Source organism: Aeromicrobium sp. PE09-221, from assembly GCF_002174305.1.
Classification (GTDB): domain Bacteria; phylum Actinomycetota; class Actinomycetes; order Propionibacteriales; family Nocardioidaceae; genus Aeromicrobium.
The window spans coordinates 15,023-39,098 of sequence record NZ_MIJB01000005.1; the positions used below are offsets into that span (position 1 = coordinate 15,023).

General features: G+C 68.1%; 23 protein-coding genes, 1 CRISPR repeat array and 1 riboswitch. Of the genes, 12 read left to right on the forward strand and 11 right to left on the reverse strand.

Going from position 1 to position 24,076, the window contains the following annotated elements; translation table 11 throughout:
- The first annotated feature begins 20 nt into the window (after positions 1 to 20).
- Positions 21 to 1,019, forward strand: a complete 999-nt coding sequence (rfbB, locus tag BHE97_RS02675; protein WP_087622480.1) for a dTDP-glucose 4,6-dehydratase — start codon at positions 21 to 23, stop codon at positions 1,017 to 1,019.
- The gene (locus BHE97_RS02680; RefSeq protein ID WP_087622481.1) at positions 1,019 to 2,320 is read left to right on the forward strand and encodes a bifunctional dTDP-4-dehydrorhamnose 3,5-epimerase family protein/NAD(P)-dependent oxidoreductase; all 1,302 of its coding nucleotides are present in this window, start codon (positions 1,019 to 1,021) and stop codon (positions 2,318 to 2,320) included. Before rfbB ends, BHE97_RS02680 begins: the two co-directional genes overlap by 1 nt.
- A gap of 428 nt (positions 2,321 to 2,748) precedes the next feature.
- On the opposite strand, the gene glpK is transcribed toward BHE97_RS02680, so the two are convergent.
- Both glpK and BHE97_RS02690 read right to left on the reverse strand, forming a co-directional pair.
- On the reverse strand, positions 2,749 to 4,263 hold the full coding sequence (gene glpK / locus BHE97_RS02685; RefSeq protein WP_087622482.1) for a glycerol kinase GlpK: 1,515 nt from the start codon (positions 4,261 to 4,263) through the stop codon (positions 2,749 to 2,751).
- 22 nt (positions 4,264 to 4,285) lie between these two features.
- The gene (locus BHE97_RS02690) at positions 4,286 to 5,047 is read right to left on the reverse strand and encodes an MIP/aquaporin family protein (protein ID WP_201791293.1); all 762 of its coding nucleotides are present in this window, start codon (positions 5,045 to 5,047) and stop codon (positions 4,286 to 4,288) included.
- 110 nt (positions 5,048 to 5,157) lie between these two features.
- Between BHE97_RS02690 and BHE97_RS02695 the strand changes: the two genes are divergently transcribed.
- Positions 5,158 to 5,601 (forward strand): MarR family transcriptional regulator, encoded by a 444-nt coding sequence (locus BHE97_RS02695; RefSeq protein WP_087622484.1) that lies wholly within the window; start codon positions 5,158 to 5,160, stop codon positions 5,599 to 5,601.
- A gap of 52 nt (positions 5,602 to 5,653) precedes the next feature.
- Positions 5,654 to 6,966: direct repeats of the CRISPR family, unit length 28 nt; unit sequence GGATCATCCCCGCTCGTGCGGGGAGCAC.
- A gap of 195 nt (positions 6,967 to 7,161) precedes the next feature.
- Complete coding sequence (locus BHE97_RS02700; RefSeq protein ID WP_087622485.1) at positions 7,162 to 8,481, forward strand: HNH endonuclease signature motif containing protein; 1,320 nt, start codon at positions 7,162 to 7,164, stop codon at positions 8,479 to 8,481.
- Here BHE97_RS02700 and BHE97_RS02705 read toward each other — a convergent pair.
- From BHE97_RS02705 to BHE97_RS02725, 5 genes are all read right to left on the reverse strand, one after another.
- On the reverse strand, positions 8,468 to 8,803 hold the full coding sequence (locus BHE97_RS02705) for a hypothetical protein (protein WP_087622486.1): 336 nt from the start codon (positions 8,801 to 8,803) through the stop codon (positions 8,468 to 8,470). The genes BHE97_RS02700 and BHE97_RS02705 overlap by 14 nt on opposite strands.
- A gap of 24 nt (positions 8,804 to 8,827) precedes the next feature.
- On the reverse strand, positions 8,828 to 9,250 hold the full coding sequence (locus BHE97_RS02710) for a VanZ family protein (protein ID WP_170931220.1): 423 nt from the start codon (positions 9,248 to 9,250) through the stop codon (positions 8,828 to 8,830).
- A gap of 66 nt (positions 9,251 to 9,316) precedes the next feature.
- The gene (locus BHE97_RS02715; RefSeq protein WP_087622488.1) at positions 9,317 to 9,670 is read right to left on the reverse strand and encodes a hypothetical protein; all 354 of its coding nucleotides are present in this window, start codon (positions 9,668 to 9,670) and stop codon (positions 9,317 to 9,319) included.
- 504 nt (positions 9,671 to 10,174) lie between these two features.
- Positions 10,175 to 11,317 carry an acyl-CoA dehydrogenase family protein gene (locus BHE97_RS02720; protein ID WP_087622489.1) on the reverse strand — a complete coding sequence of 381 codons (1,143 nt, stop codon included), beginning with the start codon at positions 11,315 to 11,317 and terminating at the stop codon, positions 10,175 to 10,177.
- 10 nt (positions 11,318 to 11,327) lie between these two features.
- Positions 11,328 to 12,491 carry a CaiB/BaiF CoA-transferase family protein gene (locus BHE97_RS02725; protein ID WP_236757498.1) on the reverse strand — a complete coding sequence of 388 codons (1,164 nt, stop codon included), beginning with the start codon at positions 12,489 to 12,491 and terminating at the stop codon, positions 11,328 to 11,330.
- A 195-nt stretch (positions 12,492 to 12,686) separates the two neighbouring features.
- Between BHE97_RS02725 and BHE97_RS02730 the strand changes: the two genes are divergently transcribed.
- From BHE97_RS02730 to BHE97_RS02745, 4 genes are all read left to right on the forward strand, one after another.
- A complete protein-coding gene (locus tag BHE97_RS02730; protein WP_087622491.1) occupies positions 12,687 to 13,514 on the forward strand; it encodes an alpha/beta hydrolase in 828 nt (275 codons plus the stop codon).
- A 257-nt stretch (positions 13,515 to 13,771) separates the two neighbouring features.
- Positions 13,772 to 14,821, forward strand: coding sequence for an NAD(P)-binding domain-containing protein (locus BHE97_RS02735; protein WP_087622492.1), 1,050 nt, complete (start codon positions 13,772 to 13,774; stop codon positions 14,819 to 14,821).
- Complete coding sequence (locus BHE97_RS02740; protein ID WP_087622493.1) at positions 14,818 to 15,576, forward strand: inositol monophosphatase; 759 nt, start codon at positions 14,818 to 14,820, stop codon at positions 15,574 to 15,576. The genes BHE97_RS02735 and BHE97_RS02740 overlap by 4 nt, the downstream gene beginning before the upstream one ends.
- A gap of 145 nt (positions 15,577 to 15,721) precedes the next feature.
- Complete coding sequence (locus tag BHE97_RS02745; RefSeq protein ID WP_087622494.1) at positions 15,722 to 16,258, forward strand: PadR family transcriptional regulator; 537 nt, start codon at positions 15,722 to 15,724, stop codon at positions 16,256 to 16,258.
- Here BHE97_RS02745 and BHE97_RS02750 read toward each other — a convergent pair.
- Positions 16,234 to 16,461 (reverse strand): hypothetical protein, encoded by a 228-nt coding sequence (locus BHE97_RS02750; protein ID WP_201791278.1) that lies wholly within the window; start codon positions 16,459 to 16,461, stop codon positions 16,234 to 16,236. The two genes, BHE97_RS02745 and BHE97_RS02750, sit on opposite strands and share 25 nt — an antisense overlap.
- A gap of 59 nt (positions 16,462 to 16,520) precedes the next feature.
- On the opposite strand from BHE97_RS02750, the gene BHE97_RS02755 reads away from it, so the two are divergent.
- Entirely contained in the window at positions 16,521 to 16,931 is a 411-nt protein-coding gene (locus tag BHE97_RS02755) for a nuclear transport factor 2 family protein (RefSeq protein WP_087622496.1), read from the forward strand.
- A complete protein-coding gene (locus BHE97_RS02760; protein ID WP_087622497.1) occupies positions 16,928 to 18,946 on the forward strand; it encodes an NADPH-dependent 2,4-dienoyl-CoA reductase in 2,019 nt (672 codons plus the stop codon). The genes BHE97_RS02755 and BHE97_RS02760 overlap by 4 nt, the downstream gene beginning before the upstream one ends.
- 9 nt (positions 18,947 to 18,955) lie before the next feature.
- Here the strand turns inward: BHE97_RS02760 and BHE97_RS02765 are convergent, their stop codons facing one another.
- Positions 18,956 to 20,476: a sigma-70 family RNA polymerase sigma factor gene (locus BHE97_RS02765; protein ID WP_170931221.1), complete on the reverse strand. Its 1,521-nt coding sequence runs from the start codon at positions 20,474 to 20,476 to the stop codon at positions 18,956 to 18,958.
- Positions 20,477 to 20,842: 366 nt separating this feature from the next.
- On the reverse strand, positions 20,843 to 20,998 hold the full coding sequence (locus BHE97_RS19990; protein ID WP_087622499.1) for a DUF6131 family protein: 156 nt from the start codon (positions 20,996 to 20,998) through the stop codon (positions 20,843 to 20,845).
- A gap of 120 nt (positions 20,999 to 21,118) precedes the next feature.
- Here BHE97_RS19990 and BHE97_RS02775 point away from each other — a divergent pair, with 120 nt between their 5' ends.
- The gene (locus BHE97_RS02775) at positions 21,119 to 21,649 is read left to right on the forward strand and encodes a DUF1697 domain-containing protein (RefSeq protein WP_087622500.1); all 531 of its coding nucleotides are present in this window, start codon (positions 21,119 to 21,121) and stop codon (positions 21,647 to 21,649) included.
- Positions 21,646 to 22,437 carry an NAD-dependent protein deacetylase gene (locus tag BHE97_RS02780; RefSeq protein WP_087622501.1) on the forward strand — a complete coding sequence of 264 codons (792 nt, stop codon included), beginning with the start codon at positions 21,646 to 21,648 and terminating at the stop codon, positions 22,435 to 22,437. The genes BHE97_RS02775 and BHE97_RS02780 overlap by 4 nt, the downstream gene beginning before the upstream one ends.
- Before the next feature lie 132 nt (positions 22,438 to 22,569).
- Here the strand turns inward: BHE97_RS02780 and serA are convergent, their stop codons facing one another.
- Positions 22,570 to 23,814 (reverse strand): phosphoglycerate dehydrogenase, encoded by a 1,245-nt coding sequence (serA, locus tag BHE97_RS02785; protein WP_170931222.1) that lies wholly within the window; start codon positions 23,812 to 23,814, stop codon positions 22,570 to 22,572.
- Positions 23,815 to 23,864: 50 nt separating this feature from the next.
- Positions 23,865 to 23,953, reverse strand: a riboswitch (ZMP/ZTP riboswitch).
- Positions 23,954 to 24,076 lie beyond the last annotated feature (123 nt).

Genomic DNA, 24,076 nt, shown 5'->3' on the forward strand with positions numbered 1-24,076 from the left:
TCGATTGGTAGCGTCAGGGCATGGAGAAGATCGTGGTCACCGGCGGCGCCGGTTTCATCGGATCGAATTTCGTGCATCACCTGGTACGCGAAACGGACCTGCGGGTCACCGTCCTCGACAAGCTGACCTATGCCGGCAGCCGGGAGAGCATCGCGGGGCTCCCCGAGGACAGAGTCGACCTCGTGGTCGGCGATATCGCCGATGCCGAGCTCGTCGACCGGCTCGCCGGAACGCACGATGCGATCGTGCACTACGCGGCCGAATCCCACAACGACAACTCCCTCGAGGGGCCGCGACCGTTCCTCGACACCAACATCATCGGCACCTACACACTGCTCGAGGCCGCCCGCAAGCACGACATCCGGTTCCACCACATCTCCACCGACGAGGTCTACGGCGACCTCGAGTTCGACGACCCGAACCGCTTCACCGAGTCCACGCCCTACAACCCGTCGAGCCCGTACTCCTCCACGAAGGCGGGTTCGGATCTGCTCGTCCGCGCGTGGGTGCGTTCCTTCGGGGTACGAGCGACCATCTCCAACTGCTCGAACAACTACGGCCCGTGGCAGCACATCGAGAAGTTCATCCCCCGGCAGATCACCGGGCTCATCGACGGCATCCGCCCCCGCGTCTACGGCGACGGCGCCAATGTCCGTGACTGGATCCACGCAGAGGACCACTCCAGCGCCGTGCTGACCATCCTGCAGCGGGGTCGCATCGGCGAGACCTATCTCATCGGCGCGGACGGCGAGAAGACCAACAAGCAGGTCGTCGAGATGCTCCTCCAGCTGTTCGGGCGCGAGGCCGACGACTTCGACCACGTCACCGACCGCGCGGGCCACGACCTGCGCTATGCGATCGACTCGACCAAGCTGCGCACCGAGCTGGGGTGGACTCCGCGTTTCACCGACTTCGCCGAGGGCCTCGAACAGACCGTGCAGTGGTACCGCGACCACGAGAGCTGGTGGCGGCCCAAGAAGGCCGCGGTCGAGGCCGGCTACGCGGCGAAGGGCCAGTGATGGTCAGCGTCGACACCACGCAGATCCCCGGTCTCCTCGTCGTCCACCTCGACGTCCACGGTGACAACCGCGGCTGGTTCAAGGAGAACTGGCAGCGCGAGAAGATGACGGCTCTCGGGCTGCCGGACTTCGGACCGGTACAGAACAATGTCTCCTTCAATGCCGATGCGGGCACCATCCGCGGTATCCACGCCGAGCCCTGGGACAAGTTCGTGTCCGTCGCTGCGGGCCGCGCCTTCGGTGCCTGGGTCGACCTGCGCGAGGGCGAGTCCTTCGGGCGCACCTTCTGGATCGAGCTGAACCCCGAGACCGCGGTATTCGTGCCCCGCGGAGTGGCCAACTCCTTCCAGGTTCTCGAGGACCGCACGGCCTACTCCTATCTCGTCAACGCGCACTGGCGCGCCGACGCCACCTACACCAATGTCAACCTGCTCGACCCGGCCCTCGCGATCCCCTGGCCGGCGGAGATCGCCGAGATGTCCGAGAAAGACAAGGGACATCCCCTGCTCGCCGAGGTGAGCCCCGTGCCGGCGAAGCAGACGATCGTGCTCGGCGCGAACGGTCAGCTGGGACGAGCCCTCCGCAAGGCCAGACCCGATCTGACCTTCTACGACCGGAGCAGCGTCGACCTCGCCGATCCGTCGACCCTCGACACCGTGCGGTGGGATGACGTGCAGACGATCATCAACGCCGCCGCCTACACGGATGTCGACGGTGCGGAGACCCCGGGGGGACGCCGTGACGCCTGGGCGGTCAATGTGACGGGTGTAGCCGTCCTCGCGCGCATCGCCATCGAGCACGGACTGACCCTCGTCAACGTGTCGAGCGACTACGTCTTCGACGGCACCGTGGAGGAGCACCCGGTCGACGAGCCTTTGTCGCCGCTCGGGGTCTACGGGCAGACCAAAGCGGCGGGCGAGGCCGTCACCTCGACCGTGCCGCGGCACTACATCGTGCGCACCAGCTGGGTGATCGGCGAGGGCAAGAACTTCGTCGACACGATGCGCCGACTCGCGCGCGACGGCATCAGCCCCTCGGTGGTCGACGACCAGATCGGGCGGTTGACCCACGCGGACGATCTCGCCGCGGGCATCCTCGCCCTGCTGGACAGCGAAGCCCCCTTCGGCGTGCACCACGTCACCGGGACCGGCGAGCCGCGATCCTGGGCCGACATCGCCCGCGCGGTCTTCGCGGAGGAGGGACGCGACCCCGCCGATGTGACCGGTGTCAGCACCGAGGAGTACGCGGCCGGCAAGCCGACGGCTCCGCGTCCTCGCCACTCCGCGCTGCGACTCACCTGAGACCCGGCTCATCTCCCGCCGCCGGCGCGCGAATGCTCACCGACGAGGGTAGATCACGCACCGGCGATGGTTGATAGCTCACCGCGACCGTGTGGCGACGTCCCGCCATGGAAGCGAAGCTCCATCGCTCGGGCACGGAGCGCCCCCACTGCCGAGCCATCCGCCCGCCCCAGCATCCGATGCGGACGGTTCAGGGAAGAGGCGGCCCACCGCGCTCTCGCCGCGGCCAGCTCGAGAACGAATGACCGCGCCAGCGACCAAGCCGGGGCGCGGTGGGCGCTGAGGCCACGCTAGCGAGCCACGAGACGCGCGCCAAATCGAGACATGTTCTGAGCAGGAAAATCCCACGATGCGAACACATATGCGCATAACTTGTCATGCACGTGACAACTTTTCGCGGGGTCTGACAGGCGGCGGGTCGACGCGGCTCAGTCGACGTCCTCGTCCACCCAGTCGAAGGTCTTGGTGACGGCCTTCTTCCAGTTGCGGTACAGCCGGTCGCGATCGGCCTCGTCCATCGTGGGCTCCCAGCGCTTGTCCTCCTGCCAGTTGCGCTCCAGCTCCTCGGTGCTCTCCCAGAAGCCGACCGCCAAGCCCGCCGCATAGGCCGCTCCGAGCGCGGTCGTCTCCACGACCACCGGGCGCACCACGGGGACCCGCAGGATGTCGGCCTGGAACTGCATCAACGTGTCATTGGCGGTCATCCCGCCGTCGACCCTCAGCTCCGTCAACGGCACCTCCGCATCGGAGTTGACGGCGTCGAGCACCTCCGCGGTCTGATAGGCCGTCGCCTCCAACACCGCACGCGCGATGTGCCCCTTGTTGATGTAGCGGGTGAGCCCCACGAGAGCGCCGCGCGCATCGGGGCGCCAATAGGGCGCGAACAGGCCCGAGAAGGCCGGGACGAAGTATGCGCCGCCGTTGTCGTCGACGGACTCCGCCAGCTGCTCGACCTCAGGGGCCGAGGAGATGATCCCGAGATTGTCGCGCAGCCACTGCACCAGGGATCCGGTGACGGCGATCGACCCCTCCAGTGCGTAGTAGGGCTCCTCATCGCCGAGCTGATAAGCCAGCGTGGTGATGAGCCCGTTATCGGACTTGACGATCTCGTGGCCGGTGTTGACGATCAGGAAGTTTCCCGTGCCATAGGTGTTCTTGGCGCCGCCGCGGTCGAAGGCCGCCTGGCCGAAGGTGGCCGCCTGTTGATCGCCGAGGATGCCCGCGATCGGCGTCTCACGCAGCAGCGACTCCGAGTGCGCATGCCCGTACACCTCGCTCGAGGACTTGATCTCCGGCAGCATCGACGCGGGGACGCCGAAGACCTCCAGGATGTCCTCGTCCCAGGTCCGGCTCGCCAGATCCATGAAGAGCGTACGCGACGCATTGGTGACATCGGTGACGTGCACGCCGCCCTCCGTGCCACCGGTCAGATTCCAGAGCACCCACGTGTCGGTGGTCCCGAACAGCAGGTCACCGGCCTCGGCCCGCTCCCGGGCACCCTCGACATTATCGAGGATCCACTTGACCTTGGTGCCCGCGAAGTAGGTGGCGAGCGGCAGGCCGGTGGTCTCCTTGAAGCGCTCGGTGCCGCCGTCCTGGGCGAGCTCGTTCACGATCTTCTGGGTGCGGGTGTCCTGCCAGACGATCGCGTTGTAGACGGCCTCACCGGTGTTCTTGTCCCACACGACGGTCGTCTCGCGCTGATTGGTGATGCCGATGGCCTCGACATTGTGGCGGGTGACGTTGGCACGGCTCAGCGCCTGACCGATGACCTCGCGGGTGTTGTCCCAGATCTCCTTGGGGTCGTGCTCGACCCAGCCCGCATGGGGGAAGATCTGCTCGTGCTCCATCTGGCCGGTGCTGACGACGGTGCCGTCGTGATCGAAGAGGATGGCGCGGCTGGACGTGGTGCCTTGATCGATGGCCATCACGTACTGGGTCATGGGTCTCTCCTTGGGGTCGTGGTCAGGACAGCAGAGGCAGCAGAGGGTAGGAGGCGAGGCCTGCGAGGAGGCCGCCGAGCAAGGGGCCGAGGATCGGCACCCAGGCATAGGCCCAGTCGCTCGTTCCCTTGTCCTTGATGGGCAGCAGGGCGTGCGCGATGCGCGGGCCGAGGTCGCGGGCGGGGTTGATGGCGTAACCGGTCGGACCACCGAGCGAGGCGCCGATGCCGACGACGAGGAGCGCCACGGGCATGGCGCCGAGGGCGGCGAGGCCGGCGGGGGCATCCGTGCCCGCATCGCCCACCCGGCTGAACGCGATGACCACGAAGACGAGGACGAAGGTCGCGATCACCTCGGTCACCACATTCCATGGATACGAGCGGATCTCCGGAGCCGTGGAGAACACCGAGAACTTCCTGGTCGCATCCTCCTCGGCATCGAAGTGCTGCTTGTAGGCCAGGAATACGAGACAGGCGCCGAGGAAGGCGCCGAGGAGCTGAGCGGCGATGTAGACCGCGAACTGGGCGATGTCGATCTCGCCCGTGACGAGCAGTCCGACCGAGACGGCCGGGTTCAGATGCGCGCCGGACGCATAGGCGACGCTGACGCCGGCGAACACACCGAGACCCCAGCCGAAGTTGATCATCAGCCAGCCGCCGTCGAGGCCCTTGGACTTCGCCAGCAGAGCGGTCGCCACGACGCCGCCGCCGAGAAGGACGAGAATCCCCGTACCGACAGTCTCGGCCAGGAAGATCGTCCCCATCGAGGGGGAGTCCATCGAGATCCGCCTCCTTCGGGGCAGTGGTCGGATTCATCTCCCCGATCTCGATCGTAGGAGTTGTGCCGTTCGTCGGCTCGCCGAGCGATGCCGAGGCCGCCGACTAGACTGCCCGCGTGCCCGCCGATCGCGATCCCCTCGCCCTCGACGAACAGGTGTGCTTCGCGCTGGCCGTGGCTGCCCGCTCGGTGATCGCCGCCTACAAGCCCGCTCTCGAACCCCTCGGGCTGACCCATCCGCAGTATCTGGTGATGCTCGCGCTCTGGCAGGACGATGGGCTCGGCCTGAGTGAGCTCAGTGCGACGCTGTCCCTCGATCCAGGCACCGCCTCGCCACTGGTCAAGAGACTCGAGCAGATGGGATTCGTCGAGCGGGTCCGCTCGCCCCACGATCAGCGCTCGCTGCAGATCACTCTGACCGAGGATGGCCGGGCGCTCCGCTCCAGGGCTCTCGACGTGCCGACGGCCATGCTCGAACGGCTCGGCATGACCGAGGACGACCTCGATGAGGCCAACGCCCTGCTCCATCGCATCATCGCCGCCGCGCACGCGGCCGGATGACATCGGACAGTCGCGGCGCGTGGCGCGCAGCCGGAACAGAGCGGAGCCCCATGGATCATCCCCGCTCGTACGGGGAGCACAGGGAGAGCCGATCCGCGATGTCGTCGGCCATGGGATCATCCCCGCTCGTGCGGGGAGCACAAGCAAGCACGCACCGCGGCCGAGTCGCTGTCGGGATCATCCCCGCTCGTGCGGGGAGCACCAGGGCGACACCCACGAGGGTGAGCGCGGTCGGGGATCATCCCCGCTCGTGCGGGGAGCACTCGACAGGTGGCGAGCTGGCCGCGACGGGGCCTGGGATCATCCCCGCTCGTGCGGGGAGCACGCGACGGCATCGGCTGCTACGACCTCGACCACAGGATCATCCCCGCTCGTGCGGGGAGCACGAGCTTGTTGCCGATGATCGCCACGCCTTCAAAGGATCATCCCCGCTCGTGCGGGGAGCACTGCGTTCCAGTGGCCGGTTTGCTCGAGGTGGTGGGATCATCCCCGCTCGTGCGGGAGCACTAAGTCGAATCCACACGAGCACCGGAACGGGCCGGATCATCCCCGCTCGTGCGGGGAGCACTGGACATGGACGAATACCCGAACGCCGTTGAGGGGATCATCCCCGCTCGTGCGGGGAGCACGGTGACGGGGGCGATGCTGGTGGGCGCGACACGGGATCATCCCCGCTCGTGCGGGGAGCACAATAGCGTTGGTCAAGTGAAGACGATCCTCACGGGATCATCCCCGCTCGTGCGGGGAGCACTCCCAAGAGGACTCGATCGGCAGCGGGGAGTCGGGATCATCCCCGCTCGTGCGGGGAGCACCCCCGGATGCGGATCGGCACCTACGGGGGTCGGGGATCATCCCCGCTCGTGCGGGGAGCACAAGCTTTGATCGCGTGGAGTCCGACTCGGAATACTGGATCATCCCCGCTCGTGCGGGGAGCACTCCGGCAAGACCATCGCCAGCATCCTGCGCTGGGGATCATCCCCGCTCGTGCGGGGAGCACTCGTCGCCCATGACAGCCATGAGCTGGGGCCGGGGATCATCCCCGCTCGTGCGGGGAGCACCAGGCCGTGAGGCCGAGCTGCTGACGCTGACGCGGATCATCCCCGCTCGTGCGGGGAGCACTCGATCTTGCGACCGTCGTTCGGCTTGGTGAGCGGATCATCCCCGCTCGTGCGGGGAGCACCCCACCTAGGTCGCTGCCGAAGAGCTCCTTCAAGGATCATCCCCGCTCGTGCGGGGAGCACCACGGAAGCCGAGATCCTCAATATGTCGATGCGCCGGATCATCCCCGCTCGTGCGGGGAGCACCGCGGCAAGGCGTTCCGCGAGTACGACTGGCAGGGATCATCCCCGCTCGTGCGGGGAGCACACTTGTTGACCTGGGCAAACATCCGGCGTTCACCGGTTTCAGCATCACTTTTCTACCACGCCCCGATCACTCACGGGACCCGTTTGGGGTGGGTGTGGATGGACGCAGAAAGTGTCAGCAGGTTGCCCTAAAGTGGGAACCAGATCGAACACCAGTTCGACACCAAGGCGTTTCACTGTCAGGGGGTGAACAGAGATGGTCGCGCAGCACATCGAGGCCACCGCACCGGTAGCAGCCGAGCTTGCCGCGTTGCAGGGGGTGATCGATCGTCTCGACCCCCTCGTCCGCGCGGGACTCACTCCTACCGACGCGCAACAGTTGAGTGCCGCGGTCGGTCGGGTGAAGAACCGTCTCGACGCGTTGGCTGTCCGTGCGGCGCGGGTGATCCACGATAGCCGCCTCGCCCGCCGCCACGGCGCCGCCTCGACCGGGGACCTGCTCGGCAGGGATCTGGGCAATGACCGCACCGCCGGAAACCGGCTCCTCGGAGTAGCGAGAGATGTTCCCGAGGAGTCGTTGACTGACCAGGCGCTCTCGGCCGGGGACCTGACACTGGGACAGGCCCGGATCATCACCGACGGACTCAACAACCTCCCCACCAACACCACACCCGAACAGCGGGTCCTGGCCGAACAGACACTGATCGCCGACGCCCGCCGGTACACGCCCAGGGACCTGCGGTCGCGGGCGGACCGGATCGCCGACCAGTGGGCCGACAAGACCACCGTCGACCGCCACGAATCCGAACTCCTGGTCGAGCGGGAACAGCACGCCTGGGAACAGACGAGACTGTCCATGTGGGCGAACGGTGACGGAACCACCAGTGGCCGGTTCACCATCCCCGACGCGCAGGCAGCCATGTTGAAGACCGTGCTCGACGCGTACGCCTCGCCGCGGCGCGCGTCGATGATCGGTCGTGACCGTGGCGAGGAGTACGCCACCCGGGTCGGTCAGGGATTCTGTGAGCTGATCGAACGCGTCCCCACCGATCGGCTGCCGAACCACGGCGGCAACAACGTCCTGGTGACAGTGAACATGGACCTCGCGGACTTGGAGGGCCGGATCGAGGACGCGGCACCGGGCACCATCACCACCGACGGCACCAGGATGAGCCCCGGACAGACCCGCCGGCTGGCATGCGATGCGAAGCTACTCCCTCAAGTCTTCGGTGGCGAATCGGTTCCCCTCGACCTCGGACGCGAAGAACGCTTATTCACGAGATATCAGCGGATCGCGATCGCCAACCGCGACGCCGGATGCGCCGCACCCGACTGCGATCGCCCACCAGGATGGTGTGAGGCACACCACGGAGACGAGACCTGGGCAGACGGAGGAACCACCAACCTCAAAGACGCCATCCCCGTCTGCGCCGAACATCACCGACAAATCCACACCGGACACCTCCAATGCCGCACCAACCCCGTTGACGGCGTACCCGAATTCCGCACACCCGGCACCACCCGATGGAAACGCAACCACCGACGGCGACCCGAGCGTGATCTCAGTGGAGGGTGAAGGGTGCCCACCACACGAGGTACACACCAGCGAGCATCGGCAACAGACCGAAGGCCAGCCACGGCACCGACAAGGGGGAACGCCCGAGGATGACACGGGAGATCGCCACGGTCAGCATGCCCGCCAGAGCCGTCATCACCAGCATCAACACGGCCTCGGGCATCCGATCGTCCTCAGCCAGATACTGGCCGACGAGCGGCAGCGCCACCACGCCGTGCAGGGCGATCGCCAGGAAGCCGATCACCGTCACCCGCCGACGCACGCGATCGAGAGACTCGAGCTCCTCGGCAACAACAGGCTGGCTCGGCGCATCCCCACGCATGACGGACCTCTCGACGACTAATACTTAGCGTACCAAGCGTCTCCGAAGGACCCACCGCGCCACCAGTGCACCGAGTGCCGCTCCCGCAGTGTTCGCGAGCACATCACCGACCGACGCAGTGCGATCCAGCGGAGCTACCGCTTGCACCGCCTCGATCACTGTCGACACCAGAGCACCGATGATCGCCACACGCCACCACGCCCATCCGCCCCACCAGGCGACGAGAACGCCGAAGGGCACGAACAGCGCCACATTCGCGCTCACCTCGATGACCGCATAGGCCGAACCGGCGGAGATCCCCAGAACCGTCGCCAGCCCCCGGGTCACCCGCCAATCGACCACCCCCAAACCCGCGTCGACATGTGTCGGCCACCAGGCCACGAGCGCCAACACCGCGAGATAGACCGCACCCGCCAGGAGAGGCAACAGTCGGAAGGCGCGGGCCATGCCACGAGAGTAGACAGCGCACCGCCGAGCAGGAGCAGCAGCGCCCATCCCGCGACGCCACCACCATCACCCCCGCCATCGGCCTGCATGATGGTGATGGGGGCCCACCCGACTACCAGGCTCAGCTCCGGAGACGACCAGTTCGATCGTGGAGCCCTCGACGGCCGTGTCGGGACCCGTCACCCCGCCGCGATTGTCATCGGTGAGCTCATCCTCCGACGGCGGCTCCGCCGGAATCGTCGGATTCGTATCGGGATCGGCCACCACAGTGAAGATCGCCTCCGCGCTCGCATCACCCACGGCCACCGTGACCGTATGCTGCCCGACACTGGCATGAGGCGACGTCAGCTGGGCATCGGCGCGTCCCTGGGCATCGGCCGTCACTCGAACCACTTCCTCGCCACCGACGCTGACGACCACCCCATCGCCCTCGAACCAACCGGCCGAAGCGACCGTGACACCTGTGTCCCGCGCCTCCCGCGCAGCCGGGGCTATACTGCGCCCTGGCCTTCGTCTTGATCCAGGTAGGCCGACTCGGGGACGCCGATGTGGCCGCGGATCTGGCTGTCGAGACCGCTCAACTTTACCGTGTGCCCGACATCGTCGCGATGGCGCGCACCGCGCACGCCCTCTCTGCCTTCTGGCAGCAGGAGACCGAGCTGATACCCCGGCGACGCGACGCCTTGAAGGAGACCCCCTTGCCGGCCGTCCGCTGGTGGCGGCGCACGGTGCGGTCGACTCTCGCGCGCACCAGCGCGATGCTGGGCGAGCCGGTGCCCGGACGCCCTCGTGATCAGCCGGCGGACCGCCGAGGAGCACGTGGGCAAGGTACTGCGCAAACTCGACGTGTCATCACGGCACGGCGTACCGGCCGCGCTACGGGGACGCTAGCCGGATCCGGGCGATGGACGAGATCAGACCGGGTCAGAGGCCGAGGCCGCGACCCACGATCTCCTTCATGATCTCGGTGGTCCCGCCGTAGATCGTCTGGATCCGCGAGTCCAGGAAAGCCTTGGAGATCGGGTACTCGGTCATGTAGCCGTAACCCCCGTGCAGCTGCAGGCAGCGGTCGGCGGTCTTGGTCTGCAGCTCGGTCGTCCACCACTTGCCCATCGCGGCATCCTGCACCGTCAGCTTCTTCTCGTTGAGCAGCTCGATGGACTTGTCCACGAAGACCTGGGCGATCTGCTGCTCGGTCTCCAGCTCGGCGAGCGAGAACCGGGTGTTCTGGAACTTGCCGATCGGACGGCCGAAGGCATCCCGGTTCTTGACGTAGTCCAGGGTCATGTCGATCATCTGCCGGCAGGCGGCAGCCGCCACGACCGAGATCGTGAGGCGCTCCTGCGGCAGCTTCTCCATCAGGTAGATGAAGCCCTGACCCTCCTGGCCGAGCAGGTTCTCCTTCGGCACGCGCACATTGTCGAAGAAGAGCTCGGCGGTGTCCTGGGCCTTGAGCCCGATCTTGTCGAGATTGCGTCCCCGCTCGAAGCCCTCCATGCCGCGTTCGACCGCGATGAGCGAGACGCCCATGGCGCCCGCGTCGGGGTCGGTCTTGCAGGCCACGATCACCAGGTCGGCGAGGATGCCATTGGAGATGAAGGTCTTGGAGCCGTTGAGCACGTAATGGTCGCCGTCGAGTTTGGCGGTGGTCTTGATGCCCTGCAGATCCGATCCGGCGACCGGCTCGGACATCGCGATCCCCGTGATGAGCTCTCCGGAGCAGAAGGCGGGCAGCCAGCGCTGCTTCTGCTCCTCGGTGGCGTAGCTCAGCAGATAGGCGGAGACGAGATCGGTGTGCAGGGCGAAGCCGACACCACTCGCGCCGACCCGTGTGAGCTCCTCCTGCACGATCGCGTTGTAGCGGAAGTCGTCGACGCCACCGCCGCCGTACTCCTCGGGCATCATGAAGCCGAGGATCCCCAGCTCGCCGGCCTTGAGCCACAGCTCCCGCGGCACGATCGAGTCGGCCTCCCACTGCTCGTGGTGTGGGACGATCTCCTTCTCGCAGAAAGCGCGCACCATGGCGCGGAAGTCGTCGTGCTCGGCCTCGAAGATGGTGCGTTCCATGGATCTTCCCTCAGTTCTGGACGGCGACGCCGTCGGCGATCAGCGCATCGACATCGTCGATGCCCCACGCGGCGAGCGCCTCGCGGGTGTTCTCCCCCGGCCGGACCGGGGGTGTGGTCAGAGCGGCCGGCGTGGCCGAGAAGCGGGGAGCGGGGGCGGGTTGCACGAGCCCCTCGCGCTCGACATAGGTGCCGCGCGCCCGGTTGTGCGGATGATCCGGCGCCTCGGCGAGCGGGATCACCGGCGCGACGCACGCGTCGGTGGGAGCGAAGATGTCGGTCCACTCCTCCTGCGTCTTGGTGCCGAAGGCCTCGGCCAACCGCTCACGTAACGCGGGCCAGACCGCCGGGTCGTTGCGATCGGGCAGGTCGGTGATGCCGTGCCGCGCGAGGGTCTCCTCCATCGCCGCCCAGAACTGGGGCTCGAGGCCGCCCACGCTCATCCATCGGCCGTCGGAGGTCTCGTAGACGTCGTAGAAGGGGGCGCCCGTGTCGAGCAGGTTGGTGCCGCGGGCCTGACCCCAGCCGCCGGACTGCTGCATTGAGACGATCATCGAGAGCAGGTGCGCCACGCCATCGGTGATCGCGGCGTCCACGACCTGTCCTTCGCCCGTGGCGCGGGCGTGGGTGAGCGCAGCGAGGACTCCGGCGACTAGGTAGACGGCGCCACCCCCGAAGTCGCCCAGAAGGTTCAAAGGGACCTGTGGGGGTCCCCCCGCGCGGCCGATCGGATCGAGTCCTCCGGCGATGGAGATGTAGTTGATGTCATGTCCGGCACGCTGGGACAGTGGGCCGTCCTGTCCCCAGCCGGTCATCCGCCCGTAGACGAGGCGGGGGTTGCGGGCGTGGCAGTCGTCGGGTCCGAGGCCGAGACGCTCGGTGACCCCGGGCCGAAAGCCCTCGAGCAGGATGTCTGCCCGCTCCACGAGCCGGAGCACCGTCTCGCGTCCCCGGTCGGCCTTGAGGTCGATGGCCGCGCTGGGTCGCCCTCGGGCCAGGATGTCCTGCTCGGCTGGGGCCACGCTCAGCGCACCACCACCGGGACGATCGACGCGGATCACTTCCGCGCCGAGGTCCGCGAGCATCATGGCGGCGAAGGGCCCCGGGCCGATGCCGACGAGCTCGACGACGCGAACGCCCGCGAGGGGCCCGGAGGTGGTGGAAGTCACGGTCACGATAGTGACACTAACACTGTCACTGTTGAAAGGAGATAGGCTGCCGCGTCGGTCGTCAGGGTCGCCCAACCGCGCGGGGTCGCCGGTGACGACGTGGCGACCGTCATCGAGGCCGCCGAGCCGGCCGAGGTGGTGACATCGGCTACTTTCCATGTCACACTCTCGATGTCACATTGATTGTCCGAGGGAGTACCGATGCTGTCCGAGCTCTCCTACTCACGCACCGGCGGGGGCGAGCCGCTCGTCCTCATCCACGGGATCGGGCATCGCTGGCAGGCCTGGGAGCCGGTCATCGAGCACCTCTCCGAGCATTACGATGTCATCGCGATCGATCTCCCAGGCTTCGGCCAGTCACCACCGCTGTCGGAGGCCGGTGTGCCCGCCCACATGGAGAATGTCATCGCCGCGATCGCCGAGAACTTCGAGGCGTGGGGCATCGAGCGTCCTCACGTCGTCGGAAACTCCCTCGGCGGCGCGATCGCGCTGTACCTCGGCGATCAGGGCCTGGCTCGCAGCGTCGTGGCGTTGAGCCCCGCGGGCTTCTTCCGGTTCACCGGCAAGGTCCAGGCGATGGCTGCTCTGCTGGTGCTGAAGCTGGCGACCTACAGCCCCGACGCGGTCCTCCGTCTCATGTCGCGGACCCGCGCCGGGCGGTGGCTGACCGGTTACCTGCTGTACGCCCACCCCGAGCGCTACGACATCGAGCGCACCTTCGGCGACGCATCGGCCCTCAAGAACGGCAAGGCCTTCTGGCCGACCTTCTTCCAGGCGGCACGCTTCCGCTATCGCGGCGGCGTGCGCGTGCCCACCACGATCGCCTGGGGCACCAAGGACCGGCTGCTCAACCCGCGCCAGGCTGTACGTGCGCGTCGCGAACTGCCGATGGCGACCCATGTGCCGCTGCCCGGTGCCGGGCACGTTCCGATGGGCGACTGCCCCGAGGAGATCGCCCGCCTCATCGAGGAGACCACCGCCCGCGGCGACGAAGCCGCCGGCAGCGTGCCCTTCTCGCACTCGGCCTGAACCGCCACCCCAGACCGGTCGGTCGTCGCCCGTCGTGGAGGGAGCGGTGGGCGGCGGCCGGCCTTCGCACGTCCGCTGACGATGCAGGATGTGCATCCGTGGCTGCCCTGGCAACCGCAGAACCACATCCCCCGTGGGCCGACGTATCGAGAATGTGATTCCGGGGTCGCTATAGCCGCCACCGAGTCACATCCTCCGTCTACGTCGACCGAAACCGGCGCGGGAAGTCCTCGCGCGCGTGGGGCGTTGATCTCTCTGTGGAGACGTACGAGTCGATCGTGATCGGTGCCGGCCAGGCGGGGCTCTCGACGTCATACCACCTGCGACGTCGAGGCGTGGAGCACCTCGTCCTCGACGCCAATGCCGAGCCGGGCGGAGCCTGGCAGCACCGCTGGCCCGCGCTCACCATGAGTGATGTGCACGGGATCGCCGACCTCCCCGGCATGCGGCGCCTCCCCGATGACGGTGACGATCAGGCACGCGATGCCGTGCCGCGCTATTTCGCCGAGTACGAGCGTCGTTTCGACCTCCCCGTCCTGCGTCCGGTCGATGTGGACGCCGTGACCGATGAGGACGGACTGCTCGTGGTCCACGCCGGTGACCGTCAGTGGCGCACCCGGACCATCGCCAATGCCACCGGAACCTGGACCCACCCCTTCGTGCCCTACTACCCGGGCATCGAGACCTTCGAGGGACGTCAACTGCACACGGTCGACTTCAGTCGCCCCGAGGATTTCGCGGGGCAACGCGTGCTCGTCGTCGGCGGCGGCCAGTCGGCCGTGCAGTTCCTCGGTCTGCTGCGGCCGGTCACCGAGACCCTGTGGGTCACCCGGCGCGAGCCGCAGTGGCGGACCGAACCGTTCACCGTCGAGGCCGGGCGCGCGGCGGTGGCTCTGGTCGAGGATCGTGTGCGCGCGGGACTGCCACCGGACAGCGTCGCCGGGGTCACCGGGTTGATGCTGCGGCCGCAAGAAGAGGAGGCGCAGCGACTCGGTGCCTACGAACGGCGTCCGATGTTCAGCCGGATCGAGCCCGACGGCGTGCGCTGGGCGGACGGCTCCTTCGAGCCGGTCGACGTGATCCTCTGGGCCACCGGATTCCGGCACGCGCTCGACCACCTGGCGCCGCTGCGCCTGAAGGGCCCCGAGGGTGGCATCCGCATCGACGGATCCTCCACGACTCCCACGAATGTAGCCGATGATCCCCGCATCCAGCTGGTCGGCTACGGGCCGAGCGCCAGCACCATCGGCGCGAACCGGGCCGGGCGGGTGGCGGCGCGTGGCGTGCTGCGTAGTCTCGGCAGATGATCCTCGATCGCGATGCCGTCCTCGCTACCGCCCTGGAGCTCGTCCGTGGCGGTGGCGAGTTGGCCCGCCGCTTCGCCGCGGAGGGTATCGAGGTCGAGGCGAAGGACGGCACCGACCAGGTGACCCGCACCGCCCGCGATATCGAGCGACGGATGGTGCACCACCTGCTCGCGCGCTATCCCGATCACGCGATCCTGGGGGAGGAGTCCGGTCGCCACGGCCCCGACGAGGCGCGCGTCCAGTGGCTGCTCGATCCGCTCGACGGCACGCACAACTATGCGATGGGACTCGATGTCTACGGCGTGTGCCTGACGATCCTGCTGGACGGCCGGGCCGAGGTGGCGGTGGTGCACGACTCGCCGTCCGGTCGCTCGACCAGCGCCGTCCGCGGCGGTGGCGCGTGGCAGGAAGGCCGCCGCCTCGCGGTGCGGGATGCTGTCCCGCTCGCCCACGCGACGGTCTCGTGGATCCAGGGCTACGGGATCGACCCCGACGATCCGGCCCGGCGCGCGGCCTTCGACCCGCTGGAACGGTCAGCCGAGCGGGTCCTGCGCACGTGGGCGCCCTCGCGGGACTGGGCTCTGCTCGCCGAGGGCGGCACCGATGCGGTGATCGCCTTCCGCAATGAAGTATGGGACCTGGAGGGCGGCGCGCTCATCGCGCGTGAGGCCGGAGCGGAGGAGGTGCGCACCGAGGAACTCGTCATCGTCGGCGTACCCGCGGTCGTCGACGAGCTGACAAGCATGCTGATGTGAGTCCCTGGCCGACGTACGGAGGATGTGACTCCAGGGTCGCTATCACAGCCACCGAATCACATCGTCCGTCAATGACGACCGAACCCGACGCGGGAGAGAGCGAGTGCCCTTGCCATGCAATTAGTTGCATGGTTAGGGTGCTCGCATGGCCCTCGAGCACGCGATCCTGGTCTCGCTCACGGAGCAGTCGGCGACCGGCTACGACCTCGCCCGACGCTTCGATGCCTCGATCGGCTACTTCTGGCGCGCGAGCCATCAGCAGATCTACCGGACGTTGACGCGCATGGCCGCCGACGGCTGGGTCGAGGGCACCACCGAGCACCGCGACGGCGCCACCGACCGCACGACCTATGCCATCACCTCCGCCGGCCGGGCCGAGCTCGGACGGTTCTCAGCCACGCCCTCATCGCGCGAGCCGTTGCGCAGCGACTTCGCCGTGAAGCTGCGGGGACTTCTCGACACGGAGGCCGCCATCGCCGACGCGAAGGCCCGGCGCGCCGACCACCAGGCCCGGCTCGACACCTACGAGGCCAGCGAGAAGCGGCACTATCCCGATCCCGCGGCACTCACCGAGGACGAACGCGGTCCCTATCTCGCGCTACGCGGCGGCATCCTGCTCGAACGGGCCGGGATCGCCTGGTGCGATGAGATCCTGGGTCACCTCGACCGGAGCGAGCGATGAGCGCGAAACCCGATCACCAGGACGATCACGCCGAACGTCATCGCCGTCGCGATCAGCACCGCGTGCACCCAGAAGAAGCCGGTCGGCGCGCTGCTCCACGCCTCGCCCGCCCACGCGCGATCGTCGGCGACGATCGCTTTCGCGAAGCGCGGCCAGATCACGATATTGAACACGCCGGCGAGGATCAGCAGCCAGGCACTCACTCTTCCGATCACCATCCCAGTGTGACAACGCACCACCACCGTCTCGAAAGGACCGCGCCATGAAGGCATTCCGTGAGCTCGTCGAAGGTCAGATCGCGACCGGCGAGATGCATGGCGTCGAGGAACTGCTCGCCGAGGACGTCGTTTTCCGCAGCCCCGTCGCCTTCAAGCCCTACCTGGGCAAGGCGATCACGGCGGCGATCCTCAACGGTGTGAGCCGCGTCTTCTCCGACTTCCGCTATGTCAACGAGATCGAGGACGGCCGTCACAGTGCCCTCATCTTCGAGACGAAGGTCGGCGACACCTCGGTCCACGGTTGCGACTTCATCACCACCGACGAGAACGGGCTCATCACCGAGTTCACCGTGATGGTGCGCCCCCTCTCCGCGGCCAACGCACTCGCGGAGGCCATGGCAGCGCAGTTCGAGCGCATCCAGGCCGAGGCCGTCGCGATGGAGACAGCCCGGTGACCGCCTACCCGCACCTGCTCGAACCCCTGGACCTCGGGCACACGACGCTGCGCAACCGCGTCGTGATGGGCTCGATGCACACCGGCCTGGAGGACCGAGCCAAGCACCTTCCCGAGCTGGCCGCCTTCTTCGCGGCACGTGCCGAGGGGGGCGTCGCGCTCTCGATCACCGGCGGCTTCGCCCCCAACCGGCGCGGCTGGCTGCTGCCCTTCGGGTCGGAGATGGTCAGTCGCCGGCACGCCGACCGGCACCGCGTGGTCACCGAAGCCGTACACGACCACGACGGCAAGATCGCGCTGCAGATCCTCCACGCCGGGCGCTACGGCTACTCCCCGATCAAGAAGGGCGTCTCCTCGATCAAGAGCCCGATCACCCCGTTCAAGGTCTCACCGCTGAGCACCCGCGAGGTCGATCGCACCGCGACGGACTTCGCCAGGTCGGCCCAGCTGGCGAAACGCGCCGGGTACGACGGCGTCGAGATCATGGGCTCCGAGGGCTATCTCATCAACCAGTTCCTCGCCGCGCGCACCAATGACCGCACCGACATGTGGGGTGGCAGCGCGACCAAGCGCATGCGCTTCCCGATCGAGGTGGTCCGCCGCACCCGCGAGATGGTCGGCGCCGACTTCATCGTGCAGTACCGGATCAGCCTGCTCGACCTCGTCGACGACGCCCAGTCCTGGGAGGAGACGCTCGAGCTCGCGCTGGCCCTCCAGGACGCCGGGGTCAGTCTCCTCAACACCGGCATCGGCTGGCACGAAGCCCGCATCCCGACGATCGTCACGTCCGTGCCACGCGCGGCCTTCGCATGGGTGACCGGCAAGCTCACCGCCGCGGTCGAGGTGCCGGTGATCGCCTCGAACCGCATCAACGACCCGTCCGTCGCGGAGGAGATCATCGCCTCCGGGCAGGCCGACCTCGTCTCGATGGCCCGGCCCCTGCTCGCTGACCCCGACTTCGTCGTGAAGGCCGCGGCGGACCGCGCCGACGAGATCAACACCTGCATCGCGTGCAACCAGGCCTGCCTCGATCACACCTTCTCCAACAAGCGGGCGAGCTGCCTGGTCAACCCGCGCGCCTGCCACGAGACCACCCTCGTCCTCGCTCCCACTCACACCGTCAAGCGCGTCGCGGTCGTCGGCGCGGGACCGGCGGGCCTCACGGCGGCGACCGAACTGGCCGATCGGGGCCACGAGGTCGAGCTCTTCGAAGCCGAGGACGCGGTCGGCGGCCAGTTCCGCATCGCGATGGCGATCCCCGGCAAGGAGGAGTTCGCCGAGACCCTTCGCTACTACACGGTGCGACTCGAGAAGACCGGCGTGAAGGTCCACCTCAACCACCGGGCCACGGTCGACGACCTCACCGGCTTCGACGAGGTCGTCATCGCGACCGGCGTCGAGCCGCGCATCCCCGAGCTCCCCGGGATCGACCACACCAAGGTCCTGACCTATCAACAGGTCGTGCGCGAGGGCGCTCCCGTCGGCGAGCGGGTCGCCGTGATGGGCGCCGGTGGCATCGGCTTCGATGTCTGCGAGTTCCTGCTACACGACCCCGGCGAGAGCCTCGATCACTGGAACGAGCGCTGGGGAGTCGTCGACCCCGAGGTCGAGCGAGGCGGTCTCGGCACCAAGACCCTCGCGCCACCGCGCCGCCAGGTCACGCTGCTGCAGCGCAAGACCACATCGCTCGGCAAAGGGCTCGGCAAGACGACCGGCTGGGTGCACCGCACGACACTGCGCGACTCGGGCGTGGAGATGGTGCGCGGAGTCACCTACGACCGCATCGACGACGCCGGCCTGCACATCACCGTCGGCATCGACGACACCCGAGAGCATCGGGTGCTCGACGTCGACACCATCGTGCTGTGCACGGGACAGGAGTCCGTGCGCGAGCTCGTGGAGCCTCTGGAGGCGGCTGGCGCGACGGTACACGTCATCGGCGGCGCGGATGTCGCGGCCGAGCTCGATGCCAAGCGGGCGATCAGGCAGGCGACGGAGCTGGCGGCGCGGATCTGAGCCGGGCGGTCAGGTGGCCGCCGCCGGCGGGGGCGGAGGCTCGGGAGGACATTCGACGGGCGGGTTGCCCAGGACGGTACTGATCAACGACGTGCGCCCGGTCTCTCGCGACTCGTGCACCGGCGTGCGCGAACCGTCTGCCTCGACGCGGTGGCCCACCCGGTGGCGGACGGTGATCGTCTCCTCCACCACGGCGCGCATCGTGCGTTCGCGCAACGAACCGTCGCACATCTCCTCCCAGCGCTCCGCTTCATCGTCGATCACCAGGTCCATGATGTAACGCTCGGTGGTGATCTCGTCGTACTCCCGCTCCCACACGATCGTGCCCACCGCCGGCGTGTCGTCCGGCGGCGGCAACTCTCGGTCGTTGCCGCGAGTCGTCTCCGTCTCGCGCTGGACATCACGCGCCCGATAGACGTCCGGGGTGCCTCCGGCGATGCGATCGCCGACCTGAGGCGCGTCGCCGCTCCACTCGGGCAGCTCGGCCGGACCCGAGGGCTCAGGAGGATCGGCCCGCGGGGTCTCAGGCGATGTCGACGTCATCGGCGGGCCACCCATCACATCGGCCATGGTGCCGGCAGCGGGATCGGCAACCTCCGCCACTTGGGGCAAGGTCTCGCCGAGCTGTTCGTTCAGGGCCGGCGTCCCGGCCCGGGCCCCTGACAGGGCCGCAGGTCCCGCGCCGAGCACTCCACCGGCGATCACGCCCGCTGTCACCACACCGACCAGCGGCAGCGTGACGATTCCAGCGACACTCGCGGCCACACCGCCGGAGGCCGCAAGTCCAAGCCCGCCGAGACCCGCCCCGGCAGCGGGCAACAGCCAGGAGTCGAGCTGCTGGTCGAGGCGGACGAGCTCGGCACGAACCTCACGACAGGCAGCACAGCCCAGCAGATGGCGCCTCACCCGTTCACTCTGATGACGACTGCTCATACGACGCACGTCATCGGGCAAGAGCTCCCGAACCGTACGACAATCGGACGGCGCCGCCTCCAGGGAGCCCAGACACTCGGACAGATAGGCCCTTCGCAGTCCCCGTCGGGCGCGGTAGGCGACAGCCGAGACACGGGCGGCGGACACTCCCTCGGACCTCGCGACCTCGCCGACGGCACGGCCCTCGACGTCGATCTGCCAGAGCACATCCCGCCACCGCGATGGAAGCGAACGATACGCGCGGGTCACCGTGGTCGACTCGAACCACGGCTCGGCGTGATCGGGAACCGGCGCGAGACGCTCGGCCAGCCCTTGTTCACCGCAGGTACGCGCAGCCTGTCGATGACGGTCGATCGCCTTGTTCACGACCACCCGGCGCACATAGGCGCGCACATCGGTCGTCGGTCCACCTCCCCCACGCAACTGCAGGTAGATCGCGAAGAAGGCCTCGGCGACGACGTCATCCTCGTCCCCGGGAGCATGCTCGCGAGCAACCTTCTCGGCGAATCCCCGGTAGCGCTCGAAGAGCGCGCGGAACGCCTCGGCATCGCCGGCGCGCACCGCCTCGGCGAGCGCGTCATCGTCCCACGACATCATCGCCGCGTCCCCTCCCACTCCTCTAGGCCGTGTCTGGTCATCCAAGGCCGTTGCGAGCGCCGCGTCCACGGGATGCCTCGCAATCCCCCGAGCACTCCGCAGAGCGGAGGGGGCACCTCCCACGTAGCGAGGGGCCCGTGGGGTGGCGCGCAGCAGGTCAGGGATTGCCAGACACGGCCTAGCCTGCCATGCCCGAGGTGCCGCGTCACTGGCCCCCACTGACGATCGACCGTCCATCAGGAACGACCACGGTCGCCACCCGGGATCGCGTCATCCTCTCGGCCCGGAAGCGATGCACCTGCCGATGTCGGAGACGACGAGAGGCGGCGACCGGTCTCCCGGCCCCGCCCCTCGTCGACGCTGTCGTCAGAACCAGTGTTTGCGTCCCCCGACAGCCCGCCCGGTGGCACCGAGGATCCAGAGGATGACCCCGACGACCAGGAGGATGCCGCCGACCGTGTACAGGATCGGGACGTCCAGGACAGCGCCCAGGATGGCCAGAATGGCTCCGAGGATAATCATGTGGCGTACTCCTTCATCGGGTCACGACGGCTCCCGTCGCTCGGACCACGCTAGTGATTTCTGAGCGATCCGCATGTCGAGCGGCGCGGGCGCCTGTATGAGCAGGTCCATACTGGTGTCGTGGCCGAGATCGTGGTGCTCCTCCGTGCCGTCAACGTCGGTGGGGCGAAGCTCCCGATGGTCAGGCTGCGAGAGCTCGCCGCCGAGCTCGGTGCCTCGGACGTTTCCACCTACATCGCGTCGGGCAATCTGCTGTGCACCCCCGGTGACGACACCGCCGGGTTCGCGCGGGAGCTGGAGCGGCGGATCGCCGACGAGTTCGGGTTCTCGCGCGAGGCGATCATCCGCACCCCCGCTGAGCTGAGCGTGGCGCTCGAGGCGTATCCCTTCGAGATCGACGCCGAGCGTGAGCACCACGCGCACATCCACTTCCTGTCGTCCGACCCCAGCGGACCCGGGGAGTTCACCGAGGCCCGGCTCGGCGGCGATCGAGTGCGGCTCATCGGCCGGGACCTCCACCTGCTCTTCGATGCCGGAGCCGGCCAGACGAAGCTCACGACGTCCGTCCTGCAGCGTGCCCTCGGAACGCCGGGCACGGCACGCAATCTGCGGACCGTGCGCGCCCTCGTCGAGAAGGCCCGTGGATCATGACCCTCGACTGGCGCAGCCGCCGGTGGCTCGTCCTCACGGGTGCCGGTGTGTCGACCGATTCCGGCATCCCCGACTATCGCGGCCCCGATGCTCCGCCGCGGACGCCCATGACCTATCAGGAGTTCATCGGATCGGCGCCCGCGCGTCGGCGGTACTGGGCGCGTGCCCATGTCGGCTGGTCGCATATGCGGGCTGCCGAGCCGAATGCGGCCCACCGGGACCTCGCCCGCCGCCAACGTGACGGCCAGCTCCTGGGTCTGATCACCCAGAACGTCGATGGACTGCACCAACGGGCAGGATCGACGGGGACGATCGACCTGCACGGGCGTCTCGACCGCGTGGTGTGTCTCGACTGCGGCGAGACGAGCGGGCGCGACCAGCTGCACCGGCGGCTGCGCGACCTCAACCCCGGATGGACCGAGCGAGCGGTCGAGATGGCCCCGGACGGCGATGTGGTCATCGACGACACGGCCTCCTTCGTGGTAGCACCCTGTCTCCGATGCGACGGCCGGCTCAAACCCGATGTGGTGTTCTTCGGCGAGACCGTGCCCAAAGCGCGCGTGCAGCGATGCTTCGACCTCATCGAGCGCGCCTCGAGCGAGGATGCCGTGCTGCTGGTGCTCGGGTCCTCATTGCAGGTCATGAGCGGGCTGCGCTTCGTCAAACGGGCCGCGAAGGACGGGGTCGGCGTCGTCATCGTCAACCGCGGGACGACCCGCGGCGATGACCTCGCCGATCTGAAGCTCGACGCGGGAGTCGCCGAGACGCTCACCGCGCTCCCCATCTGACCACGGCCGGGGGCGATACGCCATCAACGCTCTGGCCGCGGTATCTGGTCAACCTCATAGGCACCGGGTGAGGTTGACCAGATACCGCCGGTGAGAGCGAAAGGTTGACGGCCTACCGCCCCGCCGGGGGTCTCAGGAGAGCTGGCGCAGGCGGATGGTCTCGGGCAGCTCCGCGAGGGCCGTCAGCACGTCCGGCTTGACCTCCGGGGAGACATCGGTGACGACATAGCCGAGCTCGCCGCGGGTGGCCAGCTGCTGCCCCTCGATGTTCACGCCGTGGTCGCCGAGGATGGCGTTGATCGACGCGAGCACCCCCGGCGCGTTGCTGTGCACGTGCGCGAGACGGTGCTTGTCGGGGTCCGTCGGCGGGTTGAGCTCGGGGAAGGTGACGCTCAGCGAGGTGGAGCCGAAGGCCGCGTAGGAGCGCAGCTTAGACGCCACGAAGCGGCCGATGTCCTGCTGCGCCTCCTCGGTGGAGCCCCCGACATGCGGCGTGAGGATCACATTCGGCAGACCGCGCAGGTCGCTCTCGAAGGGATCACCCTGGCGCTTGGGCTCGACGGGGAAGACATCGATCGCGGCACCGGCGATGTGCCCGGACTCGATGTGCCGACGCAGCGCCGCGGTGTCGACCGCGATGCCCCGCGACAGGTTGAGGAAGAGCGAGCGCGGCTTCATCCGGCGCATCTCGGCATCGCCGAAGAGCCCGGCGTTGCCGGGACGGCCGTCGACATGCAGGGTGACGACATCGGCGGTCTCGAGCAGCTCCTCCAGCGTCGAGCAGCGCTTGGCGTTGCCGAGGGCGAGCTTGTCATCGATGTCATAGAAGATCACCGAGAGCCCGAGCGCCTCCGCGATCACCGAGAGCTGGCTGCCGATATTGCCGTAGCCGACGATGCCGAGCGTGCGGCCGCGGATCTCGTGACTGCCGGCGGCGGACTTGTTCCAGACACCCGCGTGCATGGCGGTGGACTTCTCGTGCAGGCGGCGCGCGAGCGAGATGATCTCGGCGATCGCCAACTCCACGACGCTCCGCGTGTTCGAGTACGGGGCATTGAAGACGGCCACGCCGTGCCGGCTCGCGGACGCGAGGTCGATCTGGTTGGTGCCGATGCAGAACGCGCCGATCGCCATCAGATCGGGAGCATTCTTCAGCACTCGGTCGGTGATGTACGTGGTCGAGCGGATGCCCAGCAGGTGGACACCCTTGATCGCCTCGATGAGCTCGTCCTCGCCGAGGGCACGGTCGAGGGTCTCGACCTGGTAGCCCTTGCCGCGCAAGAAGTCGGCTCCGTCGGTGTGGATGTTCTCCAGGAGCAGGACGCGCACATCGGCATCGTCGAGGGTTCGGAGCGGTTCGGTGGCCGCAGCGTTCATCGTCATCATCGTCATTTCAGTCATGCCTCCGGTCAGCAGTCAGTGGGCTGACGCGGGGCCCAGGCGAACGGTCCCGGTGTCGAACAGTCTCATCGCTCCCTGGTGGTCACCCACCTCAACGCCAGTCGCGACGAGACTGTTCCCATCGTACTGGTGTCGCCGACCGCGCCACATCCACGCTCATCTCCCGGACACTCCCTCGCGGGTGGGCGATACCTCATCAACCCCACCCCGCCGCTGGCGGTGGCTCAGTTACCGCCGC

Bases quoted from the DNA above. Each gene is read 5' to 3' on its own strand.
- glpK (WP_087622482.1), bottom strand. From the start codon at position 4,263: ATGACCCAGTACGTGATGGCCATCGATCAAGGCACCACGTCCAGCCGC.
- BHE97_RS02710 (WP_170931220.1), bottom strand. From the start codon at position 9,250: ATGGCCCGCGCCTTCCGACTGTTGCCTCTCCTGGCGGGTGCGGTCTAT.
- BHE97_RS02755 (WP_087622496.1), top strand. From the start codon at position 16,521: ATGAAGGCATTCCGTGAGCTCGTCGAAGGTCAGATCGCGACCGGCGAG.
- BHE97_RS02700 (WP_087622485.1), top strand. From the start codon at position 7,162: ATGGTCGCGCAGCACATCGAGGCCACCGCACCGGTAGCAGCCGAGCTT.
- BHE97_RS02765 (WP_170931221.1), bottom strand. From the start codon at position 20,476: ATGATGTCGTGGGACGATGACGCGCTCGCCGAGGCGGTGCGCGCCGGC.
- BHE97_RS02680 (WP_087622481.1), top strand. From the start codon at position 1,019: ATGGTCAGCGTCGACACCACGCAGATCCCCGGTCTCCTCGTCGTCCAC.
- BHE97_RS02730 (WP_087622491.1), top strand. From the start codon at position 12,687: ATGCTGTCCGAGCTCTCCTACTCACGCACCGGCGGGGGCGAGCCGCTC.
- BHE97_RS02705 (WP_087622486.1), bottom strand. From the start codon at position 8,803: ATGCGTGGGGATGCGCCGAGCCAGCCTGTTGTTGCCGAGGAGCTCGAG.
- serA (WP_170931222.1), bottom strand. From the start codon at position 23,814: ATGAACGCTGCGGCCACCGAACCGCTCCGAACCCTCGACGATGCCGAT.
- rfbB (WP_087622480.1), top strand. From the start codon at position 21: ATGGAGAAGATCGTGGTCACCGGCGGCGCCGGTTTCATCGGATCGAAT.
- BHE97_RS19990 (WP_087622499.1), bottom strand. From the start codon at position 20,998: ATGATTATCCTCGGAGCCATTCTGGCCATCCTGGGCGCTGTCCTGGAC.
- BHE97_RS02720 (WP_087622489.1), bottom strand. From the start codon at position 11,317: ATGGAACGCACCATCTTCGAGGCCGAGCACGACGACTTCCGCGCCATG.
- BHE97_RS02745 (WP_087622494.1), top strand. From the start codon at position 15,722: ATGGCCCTCGAGCACGCGATCCTGGTCTCGCTCACGGAGCAGTCGGCG.
- BHE97_RS02740 (WP_087622493.1), top strand. From the start codon at position 14,818: ATGATCCTCGATCGCGATGCCGTCCTCGCTACCGCCCTGGAGCTCGTC.
- BHE97_RS02780 (WP_087622501.1), top strand. From the start codon at position 21,646: ATGACCCTCGACTGGCGCAGCCGCCGGTGGCTCGTCCTCACGGGTGCC.